The organism is Streptomyces beijiangensis (assembly GCF_017315755.1).
GTDB lineage: Bacteria > Actinomycetota > Actinomycetes > Streptomycetales > Streptomycetaceae > Streptomyces > Streptomyces beijiangensis.
The window spans coordinates 1-17,000 of the sequence record NZ_JAFLRJ010000273.1 but is presented as its reverse complement, the minus strand read 5'-3'; the positions used below and the strand labels follow the sequence as shown (position 1 = coordinate 17,000).

Here is a 17,000-nt window from a genome sequence, read left to right as displayed (position 1 = left end):
GTCCGGCGATTGAGGACAACGCGGCCGAAGGTCGCGTGCCGGGGGCTACGCGGGGCCGTCCGCTCCGTCCGCCAGGAGTTCGTCCGCGTCGACGATGCGGTACGCGTAACCCTGTTCGGCCAGGAAGCGCTGGCGGTGCGCCGCGAAGTCCTGGTCGATCGTGTCGCGCGCGACCACCGAGTAGAACCGCGCCTCGTGCCCGTCCGCCTTCGGCCGCAGGACGCGCCCCAGACGCTGCGCCTCCTCCTGGCGCGAGCCGAACGTGCCCGAGACCTGGATCGCGACCGTCGCCTCCGGCAGGTCGATCGAGAAATTCGCGACCTTGGAGACGACCAGGACGCTGATCTCGCCCTCCCGGAACGCACCGAACAGCTTCTCGCGCTGGGCGTTCGACGTCTCGCCCTTGATCACCGGGGCGTTCAGGTGCTCGCCCAGTTCGTCGAGCTGGTCGATGTACTGGCCGATGACCAGCGTCTGCTCGCCCGCGTGCTTGGCGACCAGCGCCTCCGTCACCTTGCGCTTGGTGGCGGTCGTGGCGCAGTAGCGGTACTTCTCCTCCGGCTCGGCCGTCGCGTACGCCAGGCGCTCGGCGTCCGTGAGGTTGACCCGTACCTCCACGCAGTCGGCGGGCGCGATGTAGCCCTGCGCCTCGATCTCCTTCCACGGGGCGTCGAACCGCTTGGGCCCGATCAGCGAGAAGACGTCCGACTCGCGGCCGTCCTCCCGTACGAGCGTGGCGGTCAGACCGAGCCGCCGCCGCGCCTGCAGATCGGCGGTGAACTTGAAGACCGGTGCGGGCAGCAGATGCACCTCGTCGTAGATCACCAGACCCCAGTCACGGGAGTCGAAGAGCTCCAGGTGCGCGTAGACGCCCTTACGGCGGGTGGTGAGCACCTGGTACGTGGCGATGGTGACCGGGCGGATCTCCTTGCGCGTGCCGCTGTACTCGCCGATCTCCTCCTCGGTCAGCGACGTCCGCTTCACCAGCTCGTGCTTCCACTGGCGGGCCGAGACGGTGTTGGTGACGAGGATGAGGGTCGTGGCCTTCGCCTCGGCCATCGCGCCGGCTCCCACCAGCGTCTTTCCGGCTCCACAGGGCAGGACCACGACGCCCGAGCCACCGTGCCAGAAGCCCTCGACGGCCTGCTTCTGGTACGGACGGAGTGCCCAGCCGTCCTCGTTGAGGTCGATCTTGTGGGCCTCGCCGTCGACGTACCCCGCGAGGTCCTCGGCCGGCCAGCCCAGCTTCAGCAGCGTCTGCTTGATCTGGCCGCGCTCGGAGGGGTGCACCGCGACCGTGTCCGGGTCGAGGCGCTCGCCGACCAGCGGGGCGACCTTCTTGGAGCGGAGGATCTCCTCCAGGACCGGGCGGTCGGTCGTGGTGAGGACCAGGCCGTGCACCGGGTGCTTGGAGAGGGTCAGGCGCCCGTAGCGGTCCATCGTCTCGGCTACGTCGACGAGGAGCGCGTGCGGGACGGGGTAGCGCGAGAACTCGACGAGCGCATCCACCACCTGCTCGGCGTCGTGCCCTGCCGCACGGGCGTTCCACAGACCCAGCGGCGTCAGCCGGTAGGTGTGGATGTGCTCGGGGGCGCGCTCCAGCTCGGCGAACGGCGCGATGGCGCGGCGGCAGGCGCCTGCCTGGTCGTGGTCCACCTCAAGGAGGAGGGTCTTGTCCGACTGGACAATCAGTGGCCCATTCACGCGGTGCCCCTTCCGTACGGTCAAACCTCCAGTGTGCCGTACGCCGGAGCTGCGACGTTGCGAGCGGACCCCCGGGAGCCGTCTGGCCCGGCTCTGACGGGGTACACGGGCCCCCATGGCGACCAAGGAGCTGGAAGCGAAGCCGCGACTGCAGCGGCGGACGTGGGGATCGGCCGTGGCACGAGTACTCGTGCTGCTGGTGGGGTTCGTGTTCATGGTGGGGTTCGCCGTCGCGCTGGCGAAGGTCACCCTTGAGCCCTCGAAAGCCTCCGTGGACCTCACCCATACCAATATGCGTCCCGGCGACTCGATACGGATGTATCTGGACCAGCCCGCCTTCCGTGACACGGTCAAGCAGATCGGCGGCAATCTGCTGCTCGGCGTGCCCTTCGGGGTGCTGCTGCCGGTGCTGATCCCCAAGGCGCGGGGGCTGCTCCGCGTGGTGTTGGTGACCGCGGTGGTGATGTTCTGCGTCGAGGCCGCGCAGGGATTGCTGGTCGAGGGGCGTGCCTTCGACGTCGACGACGTCATCCTCAACACCCTTGGCGCGCTGATCGGTTATCTGCTGCTCGGACGGCGGCTGGGCCGGGCGCTGCATCCGCGGCGTACGCACTGGTGGCAGCGGCACGAGAGGGCCGAGCCCGAGCCCAGGACCACGCCTGAGACCAAGACCACGCCTGAGCGCAGGGCGATGCGCAAGCCCTGGGGCACCAATAAGGCCGGGACCGGGACCAGGGCCACCAACAAGTCCAGGACCACCAACAAGGCCAGGGCCACCACCAAGACCAGGACCACCAACAAGGCCAGGCCCAAGGGCACGGTCACGTCCGCTGCCAGGGCCAAGGCGGCCGCCCTCAAGTTCAAGCTGGATCGTCGGCGAGCTCGGCGACCCCGGTGATGCGGTGCAGAGGGTACGTACGGACCTCGTCGGCCGTGTGGTCGTACGCGGTGACGAACCCGCCCTCGACCCGGACCGGTGCGATCACCCGCTGGCTCGCGGCCCCGTCCGCGTTGACGTAACCGATCCAGAGCGCGGATCCGGTCATCGCGGCGGCCTGGACGGTGGCGAGGGTCTCGGCGGAGCTGGTGCGCGGCAGGTCGCCCTGCTGGGGCACCGACTTGTGGACGACGGTGGCGGCGGTGTCGCCGGCCCTGACGGCGCGCAGGGCGGCGGCCAGGAGTGTGTCGTCGGGGACGGGCGGGCCCTCGGGGACGGGGGCGGGCGCGGTGCGCGGCGGGGTGCGGTAGGCGTCGGCGCGGGTGATCAGGACGTTGCCGTCGGCGGACTCTGCGGCGGGCGCGAACCCGATGGAGCGCAGCGTGTCGAGGAGGACGGCAGGGTCGGCCTGGGCCGCGAGGACCGTGGGGGCGAGACGGCGCAGGCGCAGGGGCTGGGAGCGCTTGTCGGCGAGGATCTCGTTGAGCACGGACTCGTCGTCGCAGCGTACGTACGAAGAGGCTGCCCCCACCCGGAGGTGCCCGTGCTTGCGGGCCACGTCGTCGATGAGATAGCTGAGCGGCTGCGGCACGGGGGTGCGGGAGTGCGCGGCGAGGAACGCGTGCAGGTCGGATGCGGACTGCCCGGCGTCCAGGGCGCGGCGCACGGAGCCCGGGGTGAAGCGGTAGACGGTGGCGCCGCCCTTGGACTCGACGTCGGCGGCGACATCGAGGAGCTCGGCGAGCGGACGCTCCAGGGGGCCGGGGGCGACGGCGGTGAGGTCGGCCTGGAGGAGTACGTGGTCGAGGGGCTCGGGGATGAGCGGGGCGAGGGCCTCGGCCGCGAGGACGCGGGCGGCGGCAAGCTCGATGGTGGTGGGGGCCGCGCCCAGCAGGGTGCGGCCGGGCGTCGCCAGGGCTCCCCGGCCCGTCACACCCAGCAACTCGGCTTCGTTCAGCGTCCATTGGGCGATACGCGAACGGAGGTCGGTGACCGCCGTCGCGCCCCGGCCCGAGTGGGCGTTGCGGACCGGGCGCTCCCAGCGGAGGCGGGCCAGCAGGGTTTCCGGGTCGGGTGCGGCGCCCTCGGGGAGATCGGCGAGGAGGGTGAGGGCCTTGCGCCGTACCTCGGGGGCAGCGGAGCGGTCCAGGTCCGGGCCCAGCGGGGCGAGCGCGCGGCCCTTGGAGTCCTGGCCGCCGATCAATCCGGAGGTGCGGGTGGCGGTGAGCCAGGCGACGGCGAGGTGCGACCAGCGGTCGGCGGGCGGGAGTTCGGCCCAGTCGTCGTAGGCGGGCGTGGCCGCGAACCGCTCGTCGGCCTCGCCGTCGGGGGCCAACAGGCCTGCCGCGTAACCGAGTTCGATCCAGAAGGCGGCGAGCTGCTCGGTGCAGTCCAGGGCGGTCGCGGTGCGCTTGAGGTCGCGGACGCTCAGGCCGCCGGCGCGCAGGACGGTGGGGCCGCCCTCGTTCCAGTCCTTGAGCAGCTCCTCGACGGTGGACAGGGCGGTGAACGCCTGGCCGGCCGCCGTGGAATCCACAGCCTGTGGACGGTACTCACGGGCGGCGACGACCTTCGGCGGGCGCGGTTCCGGTTGTCGGTGGGCGCGGCCCCCGCGCAGATGCAGGGACGCCTCCCGGGGCAGTACGACGGTGCGCGCACTGGCGGGCAGCAGCAGCCCCCGGTCGCGCAGCCACCGCACGGGCGGGGTCGCGACGGCGGCCACCTCGCCGTACGGAGGCCCCCAGACCAGTCGGTCGAGCACCGAAAGCGCCTCGGGCGGCGCCGAGTCGAGCAGCTCCGACATCCGGGTCCGGTCGTTGAAGAGCGAGATCAGGGCCGCGACAGCCGACACCGAGTCATGGGTCGGGGGCAGCCCGGCGGCGAGCAGGATCTCCTGGACCCGCCCCGGCGACATGCCCGCCGTCGCCTCCGCCACGGTCGGGCCGAGCCCGGTCGGCGACGGATGCGTGGGGGAGGGGGCGAGGAGCTCGCGGACGGTACGGACCAGCCGCAGCCGGTCCCCCTCGCCCCACACCAGCGCCTGTTCGCGCAGCGTGTGCAGGGCGCCGGGCAGTTCGGCCTCGACGGCGGGGTCGCCCTCGTCACCGGCGACCAGGGCGAGGAGCGTCTCGTACGGGGTGGGGTCGGGCGCGACGGCGAGCGCCTCCGCGGCCTGCAGCGCGAACCGGTCCAGGTGCTCCAGCGCCCGTACGGCAGAAGCGCGGGTCGCGGCCCGGGTCGCCAGCTGCGTCACATCGTTCGGTACGGGGGTCAGCAGATCGGGGCGGGCGCGCAGCAGCCCGGCCAGCGACGCGTCGTCGCGGGCGCGCAGCGCCTCCGCGAGGGTGCGCGGTGGCGTACTGCCGTTTCTTTCGGACACGTGCGCCTCCTGTTGCGCTCGCCGGTCCCCATCCGCCCCACGTTATCGGCTGCGAAGGCGCTACCGTCGGTGCAGGCGGCGGTGAAGGGGTGCGGACGCGTGGGGATCGAGAGCGATCAGCTCGTCTACGACTATCTGAGCCGGGTCGGCGACCTGGCCCAGCAACGGCAGTTGCCGTCCGGGGACCGGATGCGGCTGGTGTCGTCGCTGCGCAACGAGATCGACAGACAGCGCGGCAAGTTCGAGAGCGAGTCGCCCGCGACCGTGCGTCGCATCCTGGGGCGGCTCGGCTCCCCGGACGAGCTGGTCACGGCGGCGACGGACGGGTCGCTGCCGGCTCCTTCCGTACGCGAGGAGCCGCGCGCGCGCCGCATCCCGCGTCCCCGCCGCACTGAGAAGACGGCTCCTCCGGGGGAGGCTCCGCAGGCCCCGGCGGCCTCGCCGCCGCATCTGGCGGGCACGGACGAGCTGGGGCCTTCCGGGAGCGAGCCGGACTGGTGGCGGATCGAGACGGCTCCCTTCGGCGCGGCGGGGGACGAGGTGCCGGGCTTCGTCGGGGGTGTGGAGATCCCGGAGATACTGCGGCCGCCGCGCAAGGCGGAGCCGGAGCGGGAGCCGGAGGACGACGAGGAGTCCGAGGAAGAGGAGTTCGAGGAGGCGGAGGAGGACGAGGAGGAGACTCCGCGCCGCCGCGTCCTGCGCCGCCGGTCCCGCGCGCCCCGGGTCCAGGCCCCGCTGGCCAACCCGCTGCTCCTGCTGGCGGCAGCGCTGCTGGTGACGGGCGCGGTCACGGGCTGGCTGCTCGCACTGGGCGCGGGCTGGCTCCTCGCGTACACCTCGCGCCGGCTCTCCAGGGCCGAGGCGAAATGGGCGGCACTGGGGCTGCCAGGGCTGGTCGCGGCGGGCGGCCTGACGTGGTTGTGGGGCCGCACGGACGGCAGGTGGGGAACGCCGATCCCGGAGCACGGGATGGGGACGGCGATCACTGAGCTTTGGCCGGTGCTGGTGAAGGTGGCGGCGGTGCTGTCGGCGCTGTACCTGGTGTGGCGAGCAAGACGGGACCTGCGCTGACCCCCGCCTGTCCTCAATCGCCGGACGGGCTGATTTCGCCCGCACGTCCGAGCGTGCAGCGGGCAAAATCAAGCCCCTCCGGCGATTGAGGATCGGGGTCTGGGGCGGAGCCCCAGGGCGGGGGTCACATCCCCGGCGCCGCCCACGGAGTGCCTGGTACGACCAGCGGCGACCCCGTCACCGGATCCGGCACCACCACCGCCTCAAGCCCGAAAACCTCCCGCACAAGCTCCGCCGTCACGATCTCCTTCGGATGACCTTCCGCCACCACCCGCCCCGCCTTCATCGCCACCAGATGATCCGCGTACCGCGCCGCCTGGTTCAGGTCGTGCAGGACCGCGACCACCGTCCGGCCCCGTTCGTGGTTCAGCTGGCGCACCAGATCCAGCACTTCCACCTGGTGCGCGATGTCCAGGAACGTCGTCGGCTCGTCGAGCAGCAGCAGGTCCGTCTCCTGCGCCAGCGCCATCGCGATCCACACCCGCTGCCGCTGGCCGCCCGACAGCTCGTCCACCGACCGCTCGGCCAGCGACGCCACATCGGTCCGCTCCATCGCGTCGGAGACCGCCTTCTCGTCCGCCTCCGACCACTGCTGCCACCAGCTCTGGTGCGGCTGCCGGCCCCGCGCGACCAGGTCCGCGACCGTGATCGCCTCCGGCGCGACCGGCGACTGGGGAAGCAGTCCGATCGCCTGCGCGATCTTCTTCGTGGGGATACGGGCCAGCTCGACCCCGTCGAGCAGCACCGCCCCGCCCCGCGGCTTCAGCAGCCGCCCGAGCGCCCGCAGCGTCGTCGACTTCCCGCACGCGTTGGGGCCGACGATGACGGTCACCTGCCCGTCGGGGACGGCCAGTTCGAGTTCCTCGACGACCACCCGGTCGTCGTACGCGAGCGTCAGTCCGCGCGCCGCAAGCCGGCTCATGCTGTGCCTCCACCAGAAGAAGATCCCGTACGACCGCGGACGAGCAGCCAGATCAGATACGGGGCGCCCACCGCCGCCGTCAGCACACCCACCGGCAGCTCCGTCGGCGACAGCAGCCGCCGCGCCAGCAGGTCCCCGAAGACCACGATGAACGCGCCGAGCAGCGCCGAACACAGCAGCGGGATCTGCGCGGTCCGCGTCATCCGCCGCGCGATCTGCGGCGCGAGCAGCGCCACGAAGTCCACCGGTCCCGCCGTCCCCGTGGCCACGGACGCCAGCACCACACCCACCACCACGAGCCCCAGCCGCACCCGCCCAAGACGCACCCCCAGCGCGATCGCGGTGTCGTCGTCCATGCCCGCGGTCCGCTGGGCGCGCGCGGCCCACAGCACGGCGGGCACCATCGCGAGGAGCACCCAGCCGAGGACGGAGACCTCGTTCCAGCCGCGCCCGTTGAGCGACCCGGTCATCCAGATCTGCGCCTGCTGGGCGACGAGATAGTCGCCCTTGGTCAGGAAGAGCTGCGTCACCGACCGCAGCGCGATGGCGAACCCGATCCCGATCAGCACGAAGCGCGTCGCGTGCAGCCCCCCGCGCCACGCGAACACGTACACAAGACCGGCAGCCAGAATCCCGCCGACGACCGACAGATACGGCAGCACGGTGTACGACGAGACCCCGAAGGTCATCGCCCCCACCGTCACCGCACTCGCGCCCTGGCTGATCCCGATGATGTCCGGGCTGGCCAGCGGATTGCGCGCGACGGTCTGGATCAGCGCCCCGGCGACCCCGAACGCGGCGCCGACCAGCAGCCCGACCACCATGCGCGGCAGCCGCAGCGTCCCCACGACCAGCTCGTCCGGAGAGGGCTGCCCGAGGATCACCTTGATCACCTCGCCGGGTGACACGAAGTTCTCGCCGACACAGAGGTATGCCACACACGTCACGGCCAGCAGCACGGCCAGCGCGCCCGCCACCACCGCGGCCCGCCGGTGCACCAGGAACGTTCCGCGCCCGGCGCGCAGGACCATGTATCCCGAGGGACGCACAGCCCCCGCAGGGCGAATAGTCGCAGTGGAACCAGTCACGCCGGGACTGCCTTCCGTCGCACCAGTGTCACCAGGAACGGCACCCCGATCAGCGCCGTCATCACCCCGGCAGGAACCTCGCTCGGCGGGAAGACCACCCGCCCCACGGTGTCCGCGACCAGCAGCATCACCGGACCGATGAGCGCCGCCATCGGCAGCACCCAGCGGTGGTCGTTGCCCACGACCGCCCGTGCGATGTGCGGCACCGCGAGCCCGATGAAGGCGATGGGTCCGGCGGCAGCCACCCCGGCGCCGGTCAGGACGGTCGCGCCGATGCCGCCCACGATCCGTACGACCGCCACGTTCTGGCCAAGTCCCTTCGCCACGTCCTCGCCCAGCGCCAGCGCGTCGAGACCGCGCGCGACGCAGAGCACCAGCACCACGCCCACCAGCAGGAACGGCCAGATCTGGCCGACGATTTCGGAGTCGCGCCCGCCCAGCGACCCGATCTGCCAGAACCGGAACTCGTCCAGCGCGGAGGCCTTCGTCGTCAGTACGCCCTGGGTCACCGACACCAGCAGCGCGTTGATGGCGGCCCCGCCCAGCGCGAGTTTCACGGGGGTGGCACCGCCCCGGCCGCGCGAGGCGATCGCGTACACGGCGACCGAAGCGGCGGCGGCCCCGCCGAAGGCGAACCACACGTAACCGCTGAGCGTATGGATCCCGGCGAAGGCGATCGCGAGGACCACGCCCACCGAAGCGCCCTGGCTGATCCCGAGGATCCCCGGGTCCGCGATCGGGTTGCGGGTGATGCCCTGGAGCACCGTCCCCGCGAGGGCGAGCGAGGCGCCCACCATCAGTCCGATCAGCGTCCGCGGCACCCGCATCTGCCGTACGACCTGGGCCGCGTCGCTCTGCCCGCCGTGCAGCAGCGCGTCGATCACCGCGGAGGGGGCGATGGTCCTGGCCCCGACCGCCAGGCTGAAGAGGACCGCGAGCAGCAGGGCCAGGACGGCGGCGGCCGTCCAGGCAGTGCGGCGGCGGGCCACAGGTATCTCCATCAGATCCACTTCAGGGGGGTTGGTAAGGCTTCGCTAAGTCTAAGCAGAGTGACAGGAGAGGATGGAGGCATGTCTACGCACCCGTTCACGGTCGGCTTCGACCTCGATATGACGCTGATCGACTCGCGCCCCGGCATCCGCGCCGCCTACGAGGCGTTCTCCGCCCACACCGGCACGTACATCGATGCCGACCTGGCCATCACCCGGCTCGGCCCGCCGCTGACGCAGGAGATCGCCGAGTGGTTCCCGGCCGACCAGGTCGAGGCGATGGCGGACCTGTACCGCGAGAGGTATCCCACATTCGCCATCGAGGGAACGCTCGCGATGCCCGGCGCCCGCGAGGCGGTGGAGGCCGTCCAGCGCCACGGCGGCCGCGCGATCGTCGTCACGGCGAAGTACGAGCCGAACGCCAAGCTCCACCTCGACCACCTCGGCATCGGCGCGGACGCGGTGATCGGCGACCTCTGGGCCGAGCGCAAGGCGGAGGCGCTGCGCGAGTACGGCGCGAGCGTGTACGTCGGCGACCACACCGGCGACGTCCGCGGTGCGCACGCGGCGGGCGCGCTGGCGGTCGCCGTGCCGACGGGACCCATCGGCGCGGACGAGCTCCGCGAGGCGGGCGCCGAGGTGGTCCTCACGGACCTCACCGCGTTCCCCGCCTGGCTGGACGGTTACGTGGCCGCGCGCGCCTGACGCCGCTGTACGGCAATCGACCGCAGCACCCCGGCCGCCGCGACGACGAACCCGACGCCCATCAGCATGCACACCGCGTACGCGATGGACGGGAACGGATCGGTCCCGAGAAAGAGGGGTGCCACGGTGACGAGCGTGGCCACAGCGCCGACGAAGAAGATGATCGCGCCGACCTGAACAAGCCGGTCACCAGCACGGGTATCGCTGGAGTTGGTTTCGGTACTCACCCGGCCAGGGTAGTTCCCTGCCCGAAGGAACCATTCCCGGCGACGTCTTGTCACCAGTCCCAGGACCAATAGTCTTGGTCGTGGCGGGTCGGGTTCTACGGCCCGCTGCAGTGCTATCCAGAGCCGTTTTCTACGAGTACGAGGACGAGGACAGACGGTGCCTACCGGCAAGGTCAAATGGTTCAACCCGGAAAAAGGCTTCGGCTTTCTTTCCCGCGACGACGGCGGTGACGTCTTCGTCCATTCCTCCGTGCTCCCGTCCGGCGTCGACGCGCTCAAGCCCGGCCAGCGAGTGGAGTTCGGCGTCGTCGCCGGCCAACGCGGTGACCAGGCGCTTTCCGTGACGATCCTCGATCCGACGCCTTCGGTGGCTGCGGCCCAGCGCCGCAAGCCGGACGAACTGGCCTCCATCGTCCAGGACTTGACGACACTTCTGGAGAACATCACGCCGAGTCTGGAGCGTGGCCGCTACCCCGACAAGGCCGCCGGTGCGCAGATCGCCGGCCTGCTGAGGGCCGTCGCCGACCAACTCGACGTGTAGTCACGGCAGTTCATCGCTCTTCGGGCGGGCCGGAACGGGTGGCAGGTGCCCTGTTCCGGCCCGTTCTGCATAGCCATGTCAACGGTGCTCCGCTAGAGTCGCGCCGTGATCTTTCTGGTGAGCCGACGTCATGTGGACCTCGGCCGCGTCACCACCTCGGGCTGTCGTCGCGCCCTCTGTTCTTGACGCCCCTCTCGCACGGTTCTTGACGCCCCTCTCGCACTGCTTCGCAGGCTTCGAGGGGCTGAGCCGGCCGCCGACCCGTGGCCGTGCCGCGTCCCCTGGCATCCGCACCAAGACAAGGACCCGCCATGCCCTTCCTCCCGCGCGCCCTCGTGCGCCCGGCCGCCCTGACCGCTGCCCTCCTGGGCCTCGTCGCCGGGGTCGGTTCCGCCTCGGCCGCATCACCCGAGTACGGCCCGCTCCCGCCGCGCAACCCGGCCACCGCCGCCAACGGCACCGCCACGATGCACGGCGACAGCGCCTCCAGCGACACCACCCCGTACGCGGGCCCCGGCACGGGGGCGGTCAGTTCCAGCCGTACGGCACTCGCCTCCGCCTGCCCCACCGTCGTGATCGGCGACGACGGCTACCCGGTCACGCTCTGCACGACGATCTTCGGCCAGACCCCCACCGTGCACCTTCTGGACCCCGGCAACGGCTCCGACCTCGCCTCGCTCGCCCTCCCCAAGGGCAGCCTCTTCGGCGGTGTGTACGCCTACCTCGACCAGGACAACGCCCTCGTCGCCGTCGACGGCAACGACAACCTCCTGCGCATAGGCCACCACCGCACCGCGTCAGGCGGCTGGTCGCTGACGGTCGACCAGTCCACCCCGCTGACCGCCGCCCTCCCCGAGGGCGACAACGTGGTCGGCCTCAGCCCCGGCTGGAACGGCCGCGTCTGGTTCGCCAGCACCGGCGGCGTCATCGGTACGGTCGACACCGGTACGGGAGCGGTCCGCACGATCAGCACCGGCGAAGAGGTGCAGAACAGCATCTCGACGATCCCCGGCCGCACGGCGGTCGCCACCACCCACGCGCTGTACCTCCTCACCGAGGCCCCCGACGGCACGCCGCAGATCAGCTGGCGCGCACCGTACGACCGCGGTCCCGCCCGCAAGCCCGGCCAGCTCAGCTGGGGCACGGGCGCGACGCCCAGCTTCTTCGGCCCTGGCGACGGCACGGAGTACGTCACGATCACCGACAACGCCGCCCCGCACGAGAACCTGCTGGTCTACCGCGTCGCGGACGGCACGACCCCGACCCCGGTCTGCTCGATTCCCGTACTCACCCAGTACGCGGCCAGCGGCACGGAGGACGCGGTGATCGCGTCGGGCCGCAGCGTCTTCGTCACCAACACCTACGGCTACCCGTACCCGGCACTGCCCGCCGGAGCCCCAGCCAGCCAGCCCTCGTCGGCGTCCTTCGACGGCGGCCTGACCCGCGTGGACGTCAACGCGGAGGGCACGGGCTGCTCCACCGTCTGGAACAGCACCGTCAAGTCGGCGGCCCTGCCCCGCCTCTCACTCGGCGACAACAAGATCTACACGGTGACGGTGACGGGCCCCACGGACTCGATCGGCGCTCAGACCTTCGCGAGTTACGCGTACGGAGTGATCGACCCGGCCACGGGCAAGCAGATCGCCCGCTCGGGGCTCGGCATCGGCCTGCTGTTCAACCCGCTGCAGATGACGGGCACGACGGGCCCGGACGGCACGCTCTACCAGGGCACGGAGACGGGAGTGGTCCGCATCAGACGAAGCTGAGGGCGACTGTTTTTTCACGCCCCTCTCGCACTGCTTCGCAGGCTTCGAGCGGCTGCGCCGGCCTCCGGCCGCCGACCCGGTGGGGGGCAGAGTCCGGCTCAGACGAATGCGAGCGCGTCCGGCGCGAGGGGCGGAACCAGCCCCTCGGCCGCCGCCCGCGTGAGCAGCCCGCGTACCGCCGCGTACCCGTCCTCACCCAGATCAGCGGTGAACTCGTTCACGTACAGACCGATGTGCTGGTCGGCGACCGACGCGTCCATCTCCTGGGCGTGCTCAGTGACGTACGGGCGCGACGCCTCCGGGTCGTCCCAGGCCATCCGTACCGACGTGCGGATGGCCTGCGCCAGCTCGCGCAGCTTCTCGTCACCCAGCGAGCGCTTGGCGATGATCGCGCCCAGCGGGATGGGCAGGCCGGTCGTCGACTCCCAGTGCTCGCCCATGTCGGCGAGGGAGTGCAGACCGTAGTTCTGGTACGTGAAGCGCGCCTCGTGGATGACGAGACCCGCGTCGACCTTGCCGTCGCGGACCGCCGGCATGATCTCGTGGAACGGGAGCACGACGATCTCGCCGACCCCGCCGGGGACCACTTCGGCCGCCCACAGCCGGAACAGCAGATACGCGGTGGAGCGCTCGCTCGGCACGGCGACCGTCTTCCCGGTCAGGTCGACCCCGTCCTCGCGTGTGAGGACCAGCGGGCCGCAGCCCCGCCCCAGCGCGCCGCCGCAGGGCAGCAGTGCGTACTCCTCAAGGGCCCATGGCAGCACCGCGTACGAGACCTTTAGCACATCCAGCTCGCCGCGCTCGGCCATCCCGTTGGTGATGTCGATGTCCGCGAACGTGACGTTGAGCGCGGGCGCGCCCGGCACGCGGCCGTGCGCCCAGGCGTCGAAGACGAAGGTGTCGTTCGGGCAGGGCGAGAAAGCGATGTCAGTCATGGCTGTTCCAACTCTCCAGTACGGGTGGGATCTTCCCGAAGATCTCCGTCAGCGCGGTCAGCGCGTCCCCGATGCGCCAGGCGTCCCGGTCGCGCGGGCCCACCGCGTTGGAGACCGCGCGCACCTCCAGCGCCGGAATGCCGTGCTGGTGTGCCGCTTCCGCGACCCCGAAGCCCTCCATGGCCTCGGCCACGGCGTCCGGGTGCGCGGTGCGCAGGGCGGCGGCGCGCTCCGCCGTGCCGGTCACCGTGGAGACGGTGAGGACGGTGCCGGTGGCCGCTCCGGTGGCGTCGGCGAGGTTCCGTACGAGATCCGCGGGCGGCCGGTGCTCCACCGCGCCGAAGCCCAGCTCGGTCACCGGGACGAACCCGCCCGGCGTCTCCGCGCCCAGGTCCGCTGCGACGATCGCGTCCGCGAGCACGACCGAGCCGAGCGGGACGCCGAAGCCGCCGCCGATCCCGGCGGAGATGACGAGGTCGTACGTACCGAGCGCGAGGGCGGTCGCGGTGGCGGCAGCCGCCGCGGCGGGACCGACCCCGGCCGCCAGCACGTCAAAAGCCCCGGACGCGCGCGTGACCGCGTCCCGCTCAGCGGGTACCGCGGTCACGACGAGAGTGCGCATGGGACGGGTCAGGCGTCCTTCTGGAGCTTGAACGACCACAGGCCGGTCACCTTGGCGCCGGTGCCCGAGACGATGCTGATGGTCGCGGTCTTGGGGGTCGCACCGGTCTGCTGGTTCTGCTGGAAGAATTGGCCGCCGGTGGCGGACCAGAACGTCTTCTTGCTGGACTCGGTCTTCTGCTGGCCGTCGATCAGGAGCGTCCAGCCCTTGTCGGCGATGTCCGGGTCGACGCCGATGTGCAGCATCGCGTCCGGGTCGACCTTGACGGTCTTCAGGTCCTTGTCCTGCAGGCAGCCCTGGAGCTTGGCGACTTCCAGCTTCTTGCCGTCGTTGTAGCAGGAGGCCTGGGTGTGCACCGAGTTGCTGCCGACCGTCACGGTCGCCACGGGCGTCGGCTTGTCGCAGGCGGACAGGGCGAGGAGTCCGACGGACACGGCACCGAGGGTGGCGACGGCGCGACGGCGCTTGGAAGAGAACGCAACGGTCATGGGCCGAAGGCTATCTCTCGCCCCGGCTCATGCCACGCGGGGGTGCGGCGTGCCGCGCCTCGCTGCTACGAGGAGCCCTCGTACGGTCGCGAAGAAGCCCGTGGCGACCAGGGCCGCCGCCACCGACATGCCCAGGACGCCATTGAGCGGCAGGGCGATCCCGATCGCACCGCCGATCACCCAGGCGACCTGCAGCGTCGTCTCCGAACGGGCGAACGCCGAGGTCCTCACCTCCTCGGGCACGTCCCGCTGGATCATCGCGTCGAGCGACAGCTTCGCCAGGGCCTGGCACAGGCCCGCGGCGGCGCCCAGCACCGCCACCATCGCCGGCGAGAAGAAGACCGCGGAGACGATGGCCGCCGCCAGCGCCAGGGCCAGCATCGTCGCGATGATCAGCTCCGGGCCGCGCGACTTCAGCGAGGCCCCCGCCGCCGTGCCCAGCGCATTGCCGACCCCTGCCGAGATGCCGACGACGGCGAGTGAGACGGCGGCACTCTGCCCTGCGAGGGGGTGCACGCGGAGGAGAAAAGCAAGAAAAAAGATCAGGAATCCGGAGAGGGCCTTGAGCGAGGCGTTGGCGGCGAGGCCGTTCAGTACGGAGGGGCCGACCGTCCGCAGGCCGGGCTTCTGCGGCCCGTCGTCCCCGTCCTTGAGGAGCTGGGCCCGGCGCTCGCCCTTCGCGGAGTCCACCTTGTGGGGGAGCGTGAAGGCCAGGAACGTACCGGCGATGAAGACGGCGAAGGCCCCGTAAAGCGGCCACGGAGGCCCGATGCGCTGCAGCCCCGCGCCGATCGGCGCCCCGACCGCCGTCGCCAGCAGCCCCGCGAGCGTCACCCGGGAGTTGGCTTTGACCAGCGAGAACTTGGGTGGGAGAAGGCGGGGGACGACGGCGCTGCGCACCACTCCGTACGCCTTGGACGCCACCAGCACCCCGAGCGCCGCCGGGTACAGCTCCAGGCCGCCCGTCGCCACCGCGCCCGACATCATCAGTGCGAGCAGCGCCCTGGCCAGCATGGCGCCCGCCATCGCGGCGCGCCGGCCGTGCGGCAGCCGGTCCAGGAGCGGGCCGATGACCGGGGCGAGGAGCGCGAAGGGCGCCATCGTGATCGCGAGATAGAGCGCGACGCGCCCGCGCGCCTGGTCCGTGGGGACGGAGAAGAAGACCGTTGAGGCGAGCGCGACGGTGACCATGACGTCACCCGCGCTGTTCACCGCATGGAGTTCGATCAGTTTTCCGAGGCCCGACTCGCCCGCGCCATGGGCGTGCGTCGCCCGTCTGATCCCTTTCGCCGTACCGGTGAAGGGCAGGTGCAAGGCACGTCCGACTGCCCGGCCCGCCCTGCGCACCGGGCCGATCTCCTCGGTCGACCTCGCGGTTGCCACCCCGTCATAGTGCCCCAAGCCCTACCGACCCGAACCGGGATTCGGATGTGCGGGTGGGCGAGGAGCTGATGAGGAGGTAGCGTGCGTAGCGCGCCACCGGCGGTCGTCTCTGGCCGCGCGCCTCTCCGGCATCCCGCAGAATGGGTAGGAAAAAGGCGCGCTCCGGACAGGTCGGGCGCGGACGTCGACGCGGCCCCCTGGTCCGCTCCGCCCGCAGCTCGCAGTCGATGTTCGTCCGGCGCACCCGTGAGACGGCGTAGGAGAGAAGCGAGACCTGTGAGTGCTGCGACGACGAGAAGCCGTACCCCTGACCGTCTGTGCGCCGAGGCGGTAGACCTTGCCCGCGAGGCGGCCGAAGAGGCTGCCTTCCCCGGGGTGGTCGGCGAACATGTGATCGCCGTCGCCGAGGGTGACCGGGTGGTCACGCACTACTTCGAGTGCAAAGAGTTCGGCTACCGGGGCTGGCGCTGGGCGGTGACGGTCGCCCGGGCATCCCGTGCGAAATTCGTCACCCTCGACGAGACGGTCCTGCTGCCGGGACCCGATTCGCTGCTTGCCCCCGAATGGGTGCCGTGGAACGAGCGGCTGCGGCCGGGCGACATGGGACCCGGCGATCTGCTGCCCACCGAGGCGGAGGACCTCCGCCTGGAGCCGGGCTACTCCGGCGAGGACACGCCCCCGCCGAACTCCGTCGTCTCCGAAGAGCTCGCCTCGCGTGTCGAGGCGGAGGACGCGGAGGTCGTGGAGCGGGTGGACGTACCCCTGCGCGGGTCGATCACCTCGGTGGCCGAGGAACTCGGCATGCGGCGGGCGCGGGTGCTTTCGCGGTACGGGCTGCATGTGGCGGCCGACCGCTGGGACGAGTCCTTCGGGGCGAAGACCCCGATGGCGCAGGCCGCACCGGCGACGTGTGTCTCCTGTGCCTTCATGGTGCCGCTGACGGGGTCGCTCAGTCAGGCCTTCGGGGTCTGCGCGAACGAGTTCGGTCCGGCGGACGGGCATGTCGTCTCGCTGGCGTACGGCTGCGGTGGCCACTCCGAGGCTGCGGTCATGCCGGCGCCGCCGCGGCCGGCTCCGCTGGTGCTGGACTCCGCGGCGGCGGACCCCTTCGCCCTCCGGCCGGACCCGTCGGGCGGCTCGGTGCCGCTGGCTGACGCGACGGTCGCGGAGGACCTGGGCCACTCGTAACGGGGCCGGGGGCTCGACCCCCGCCCTGGGGCTTCCGCCCCAGACCCCGGTCCT

Annotated in this window: 17 protein-coding genes; 7 read left to right on the top strand and 10 right to left on the bottom strand. The window is 71.6% G+C overall.

Annotated elements, in window-relative coordinates; all coding sequences use genetic code 11:
- Positions 1-45 precede the first annotated feature (45 nt).
- On the bottom strand, positions 46-1,704 hold the full coding sequence (locus tag J0695_RS26565; protein WP_206966053.1) for a DNA repair helicase XPB: 1,659 nt from the start codon (positions 1,702-1,704) through the stop codon (positions 46-48).
- Between the two features lie 115 nt (positions 1,705-1,819).
- On the opposite strand from J0695_RS26565, the gene J0695_RS45740 reads away from it, so the two are divergent.
- On the top strand, positions 1,820-2,602 hold the full coding sequence (locus J0695_RS45740) for a VanZ family protein (RefSeq protein ID WP_206966051.1): 783 nt from the start codon (positions 1,820-1,822) through the stop codon (positions 2,600-2,602).
- Here the strand turns inward: J0695_RS45740 and J0695_RS26555 are convergent.
- Positions 2,565-5,021 (bottom strand): helicase C-terminal domain-containing protein, encoded by a 2,457-nt coding sequence (locus J0695_RS26555; protein WP_206966050.1) that lies wholly within the window; start codon positions 5,019-5,021, stop codon positions 2,565-2,567. The genes J0695_RS45740 and J0695_RS26555 overlap by 38 nt on opposite strands.
- 99 nt (positions 5,022-5,120) lie before the next feature.
- Here J0695_RS26555 and J0695_RS26550 point away from each other — a divergent pair, with 99 nt between their 5' ends.
- Complete coding sequence (locus J0695_RS26550; RefSeq protein ID WP_206966048.1) at positions 5,121-6,092, top strand: hypothetical protein; 972 nt, start codon at positions 5,121-5,123, stop codon at positions 6,090-6,092.
- A 124-nt stretch (positions 6,093-6,216) separates the two neighbouring features.
- On the opposite strand, the gene J0695_RS26545 is transcribed toward J0695_RS26550, so the two are convergent.
- Genes J0695_RS26545 through J0695_RS26535 form a run of 3 tightly spaced genes read right to left on the bottom strand, consistent with a single transcriptional unit; the run spans position 6,217 to position 9,103 of the window.
- On the bottom strand, positions 6,217-7,014 hold the full coding sequence (locus J0695_RS26545) for an ABC transporter ATP-binding protein (protein ID WP_206966046.1): 798 nt from the start codon (positions 7,012-7,014) through the stop codon (positions 6,217-6,219).
- Positions 7,011-8,045 (bottom strand): FecCD family ABC transporter permease, encoded by a 1,035-nt coding sequence (locus J0695_RS26540; RefSeq protein WP_206966043.1) that lies wholly within the window; start codon positions 8,043-8,045, stop codon positions 7,011-7,013. Before J0695_RS26540 ends, J0695_RS26545 begins: the two co-directional genes overlap by 4 nt.
- 53 nt (positions 8,046-8,098) lie before the next feature.
- On the bottom strand, positions 8,099-9,103 hold the full coding sequence (locus tag J0695_RS26535) for a FecCD family ABC transporter permease (protein ID WP_206966041.1): 1,005 nt from the start codon (positions 9,101-9,103) through the stop codon (positions 8,099-8,101).
- A gap of 69 nt (positions 9,104-9,172) precedes the next feature.
- On the opposite strand from J0695_RS26535, the gene J0695_RS26530 reads away from it, so the two are divergent.
- Positions 9,173-9,796, top strand: coding sequence for an HAD family hydrolase (locus tag J0695_RS26530; protein ID WP_206966039.1), 624 nt, complete (start codon positions 9,173-9,175; stop codon positions 9,794-9,796).
- On the opposite strand, the gene J0695_RS26525 is transcribed toward J0695_RS26530, so the two are convergent.
- The gene (locus J0695_RS26525) at positions 9,775-10,023 is read right to left on the bottom strand and encodes a hypothetical protein (RefSeq protein ID WP_206966037.1); all 249 of its coding nucleotides are present in this window, start codon (positions 10,021-10,023) and stop codon (positions 9,775-9,777) included. The genes J0695_RS26530 and J0695_RS26525 overlap by 22 nt on opposite strands.
- Positions 10,024-10,180: 157 nt before the next feature.
- Between J0695_RS26525 and J0695_RS45245 the strand changes: the two genes are divergently transcribed.
- The 3 genes from J0695_RS45245 (at position 10,181) to J0695_RS26515 (ending at position 12,330) form a co-directional block, all read left to right on the top strand.
- On the top strand, positions 10,181-10,564 hold the full coding sequence (locus J0695_RS45245) for a cold-shock protein (RefSeq protein ID WP_206966034.1): 384 nt from the start codon (positions 10,181-10,183) through the stop codon (positions 10,562-10,564).
- Positions 10,565-10,669: 105 nt separating this feature from the next.
- Positions 10,670-10,750 (top strand): putative leader peptide, encoded by an 81-nt coding sequence (locus J0695_RS45735; RefSeq protein ID WP_372445831.1) that lies wholly within the window; start codon positions 10,670-10,672, stop codon positions 10,748-10,750.
- Between the two features lie 125 nt (positions 10,751-10,875).
- Positions 10,876-12,330, top strand: coding sequence for a hypothetical protein (locus J0695_RS26515; protein WP_206966032.1), 1,455 nt, complete (start codon positions 10,876-10,878; stop codon positions 12,328-12,330).
- Positions 12,331-12,428: 98 nt separating this feature from the next.
- Here the strand turns inward: J0695_RS26515 and J0695_RS26510 are convergent, their stop codons facing one another.
- Genes J0695_RS26510 through J0695_RS26495 form a run of 4 tightly spaced genes read right to left on the bottom strand, consistent with a single transcriptional unit; the run spans position 12,429 to position 15,758 of the window.
- Positions 12,429-13,265, bottom strand: a complete 837-nt coding sequence (locus J0695_RS26510; RefSeq protein ID WP_206966030.1) for a 1,4-dihydroxy-6-naphtoate synthase — start codon at positions 13,263-13,265, stop codon at positions 12,429-12,431.
- Positions 13,258-13,887: a futalosine hydrolase gene (locus J0695_RS26505; RefSeq protein ID WP_206966028.1), complete on the bottom strand. Its 630-nt coding sequence runs from the start codon at positions 13,885-13,887 to the stop codon at positions 13,258-13,260. Before J0695_RS26505 ends, J0695_RS26510 begins: the two co-directional genes overlap by 8 nt.
- A gap of 8 nt (positions 13,888-13,895) precedes the next feature.
- Entirely contained in the window at positions 13,896-14,375 is a 480-nt protein-coding gene (locus tag J0695_RS26500) for a DUF2771 domain-containing protein (protein ID WP_206966026.1), read from the bottom strand.
- Positions 14,376-14,402: 27 nt separating this feature from the next.
- The gene (locus J0695_RS26495; protein WP_206966024.1) at positions 14,403-15,758 is read right to left on the bottom strand and encodes an MFS transporter; all 1,356 of its coding nucleotides are present in this window, start codon (positions 15,756-15,758) and stop codon (positions 14,403-14,405) included.
- Positions 15,759-16,034: 276 nt separating this feature from the next.
- Here J0695_RS26495 and J0695_RS26490 point away from each other — a divergent pair, with 276 nt between their 5' ends.
- Entirely contained in the window at positions 16,035-16,946 is a 912-nt protein-coding gene (locus tag J0695_RS26490) for a DUF3027 domain-containing protein (protein ID WP_206966023.1), read from the top strand.
- The last annotated feature ends 54 nt before the right edge of the window (positions 16,947-17,000 follow it).

What these genes read in the sequence shown, in the direction of transcription:
- J0695_RS45740 (WP_206966051.1), top strand. Translation starts at nt 1,820, where the DNA reads ATGGCGACCAAGGAGCTGGAAGCGAAGCCGCGACTGCAGCGGCGGACG.
- J0695_RS26545 (WP_206966046.1), bottom strand. Translation starts at nt 7,014, where the DNA reads ATGAGCCGGCTTGCGGCGCGCGGACTGACGCTCGCGTACGACGACCGG.
- J0695_RS26540 (WP_206966043.1), bottom strand. Translation starts at nt 8,045, where the DNA reads ATGGTCCTGCGCGCCGGGCGCGGAACGTTCCTGGTGCACCGGCGGGCC.
- J0695_RS26535 (WP_206966041.1), bottom strand. Translation starts at nt 9,103, where the DNA reads ATGGAGATACCTGTGGCCCGCCGCCGCACTGCCTGGACGGCCGCCGCC.
- J0695_RS26530 (WP_206966039.1), top strand. Translation starts at nt 9,173, where the DNA reads ATGTCTACGCACCCGTTCACGGTCGGCTTCGACCTCGATATGACGCTG.
- J0695_RS26515 (WP_206966032.1), top strand. Translation starts at nt 10,876, where the DNA reads ATGCCCTTCCTCCCGCGCGCCCTCGTGCGCCCGGCCGCCCTGACCGCT.
- J0695_RS26510 (WP_206966030.1), bottom strand. Translation starts at nt 13,265, where the DNA reads ATGACTGACATCGCTTTCTCGCCCTGCCCGAACGACACCTTCGTCTTC.
- J0695_RS26505 (WP_206966028.1), bottom strand. Translation starts at nt 13,887, where the DNA reads ATGCGCACTCTCGTCGTGACCGCGGTACCCGCTGAGCGGGACGCGGTC.
- J0695_RS26500 (WP_206966026.1), bottom strand. Translation starts at nt 14,375, where the DNA reads ATGACCGTTGCGTTCTCTTCCAAGCGCCGTCGCGCCGTCGCCACCCTC.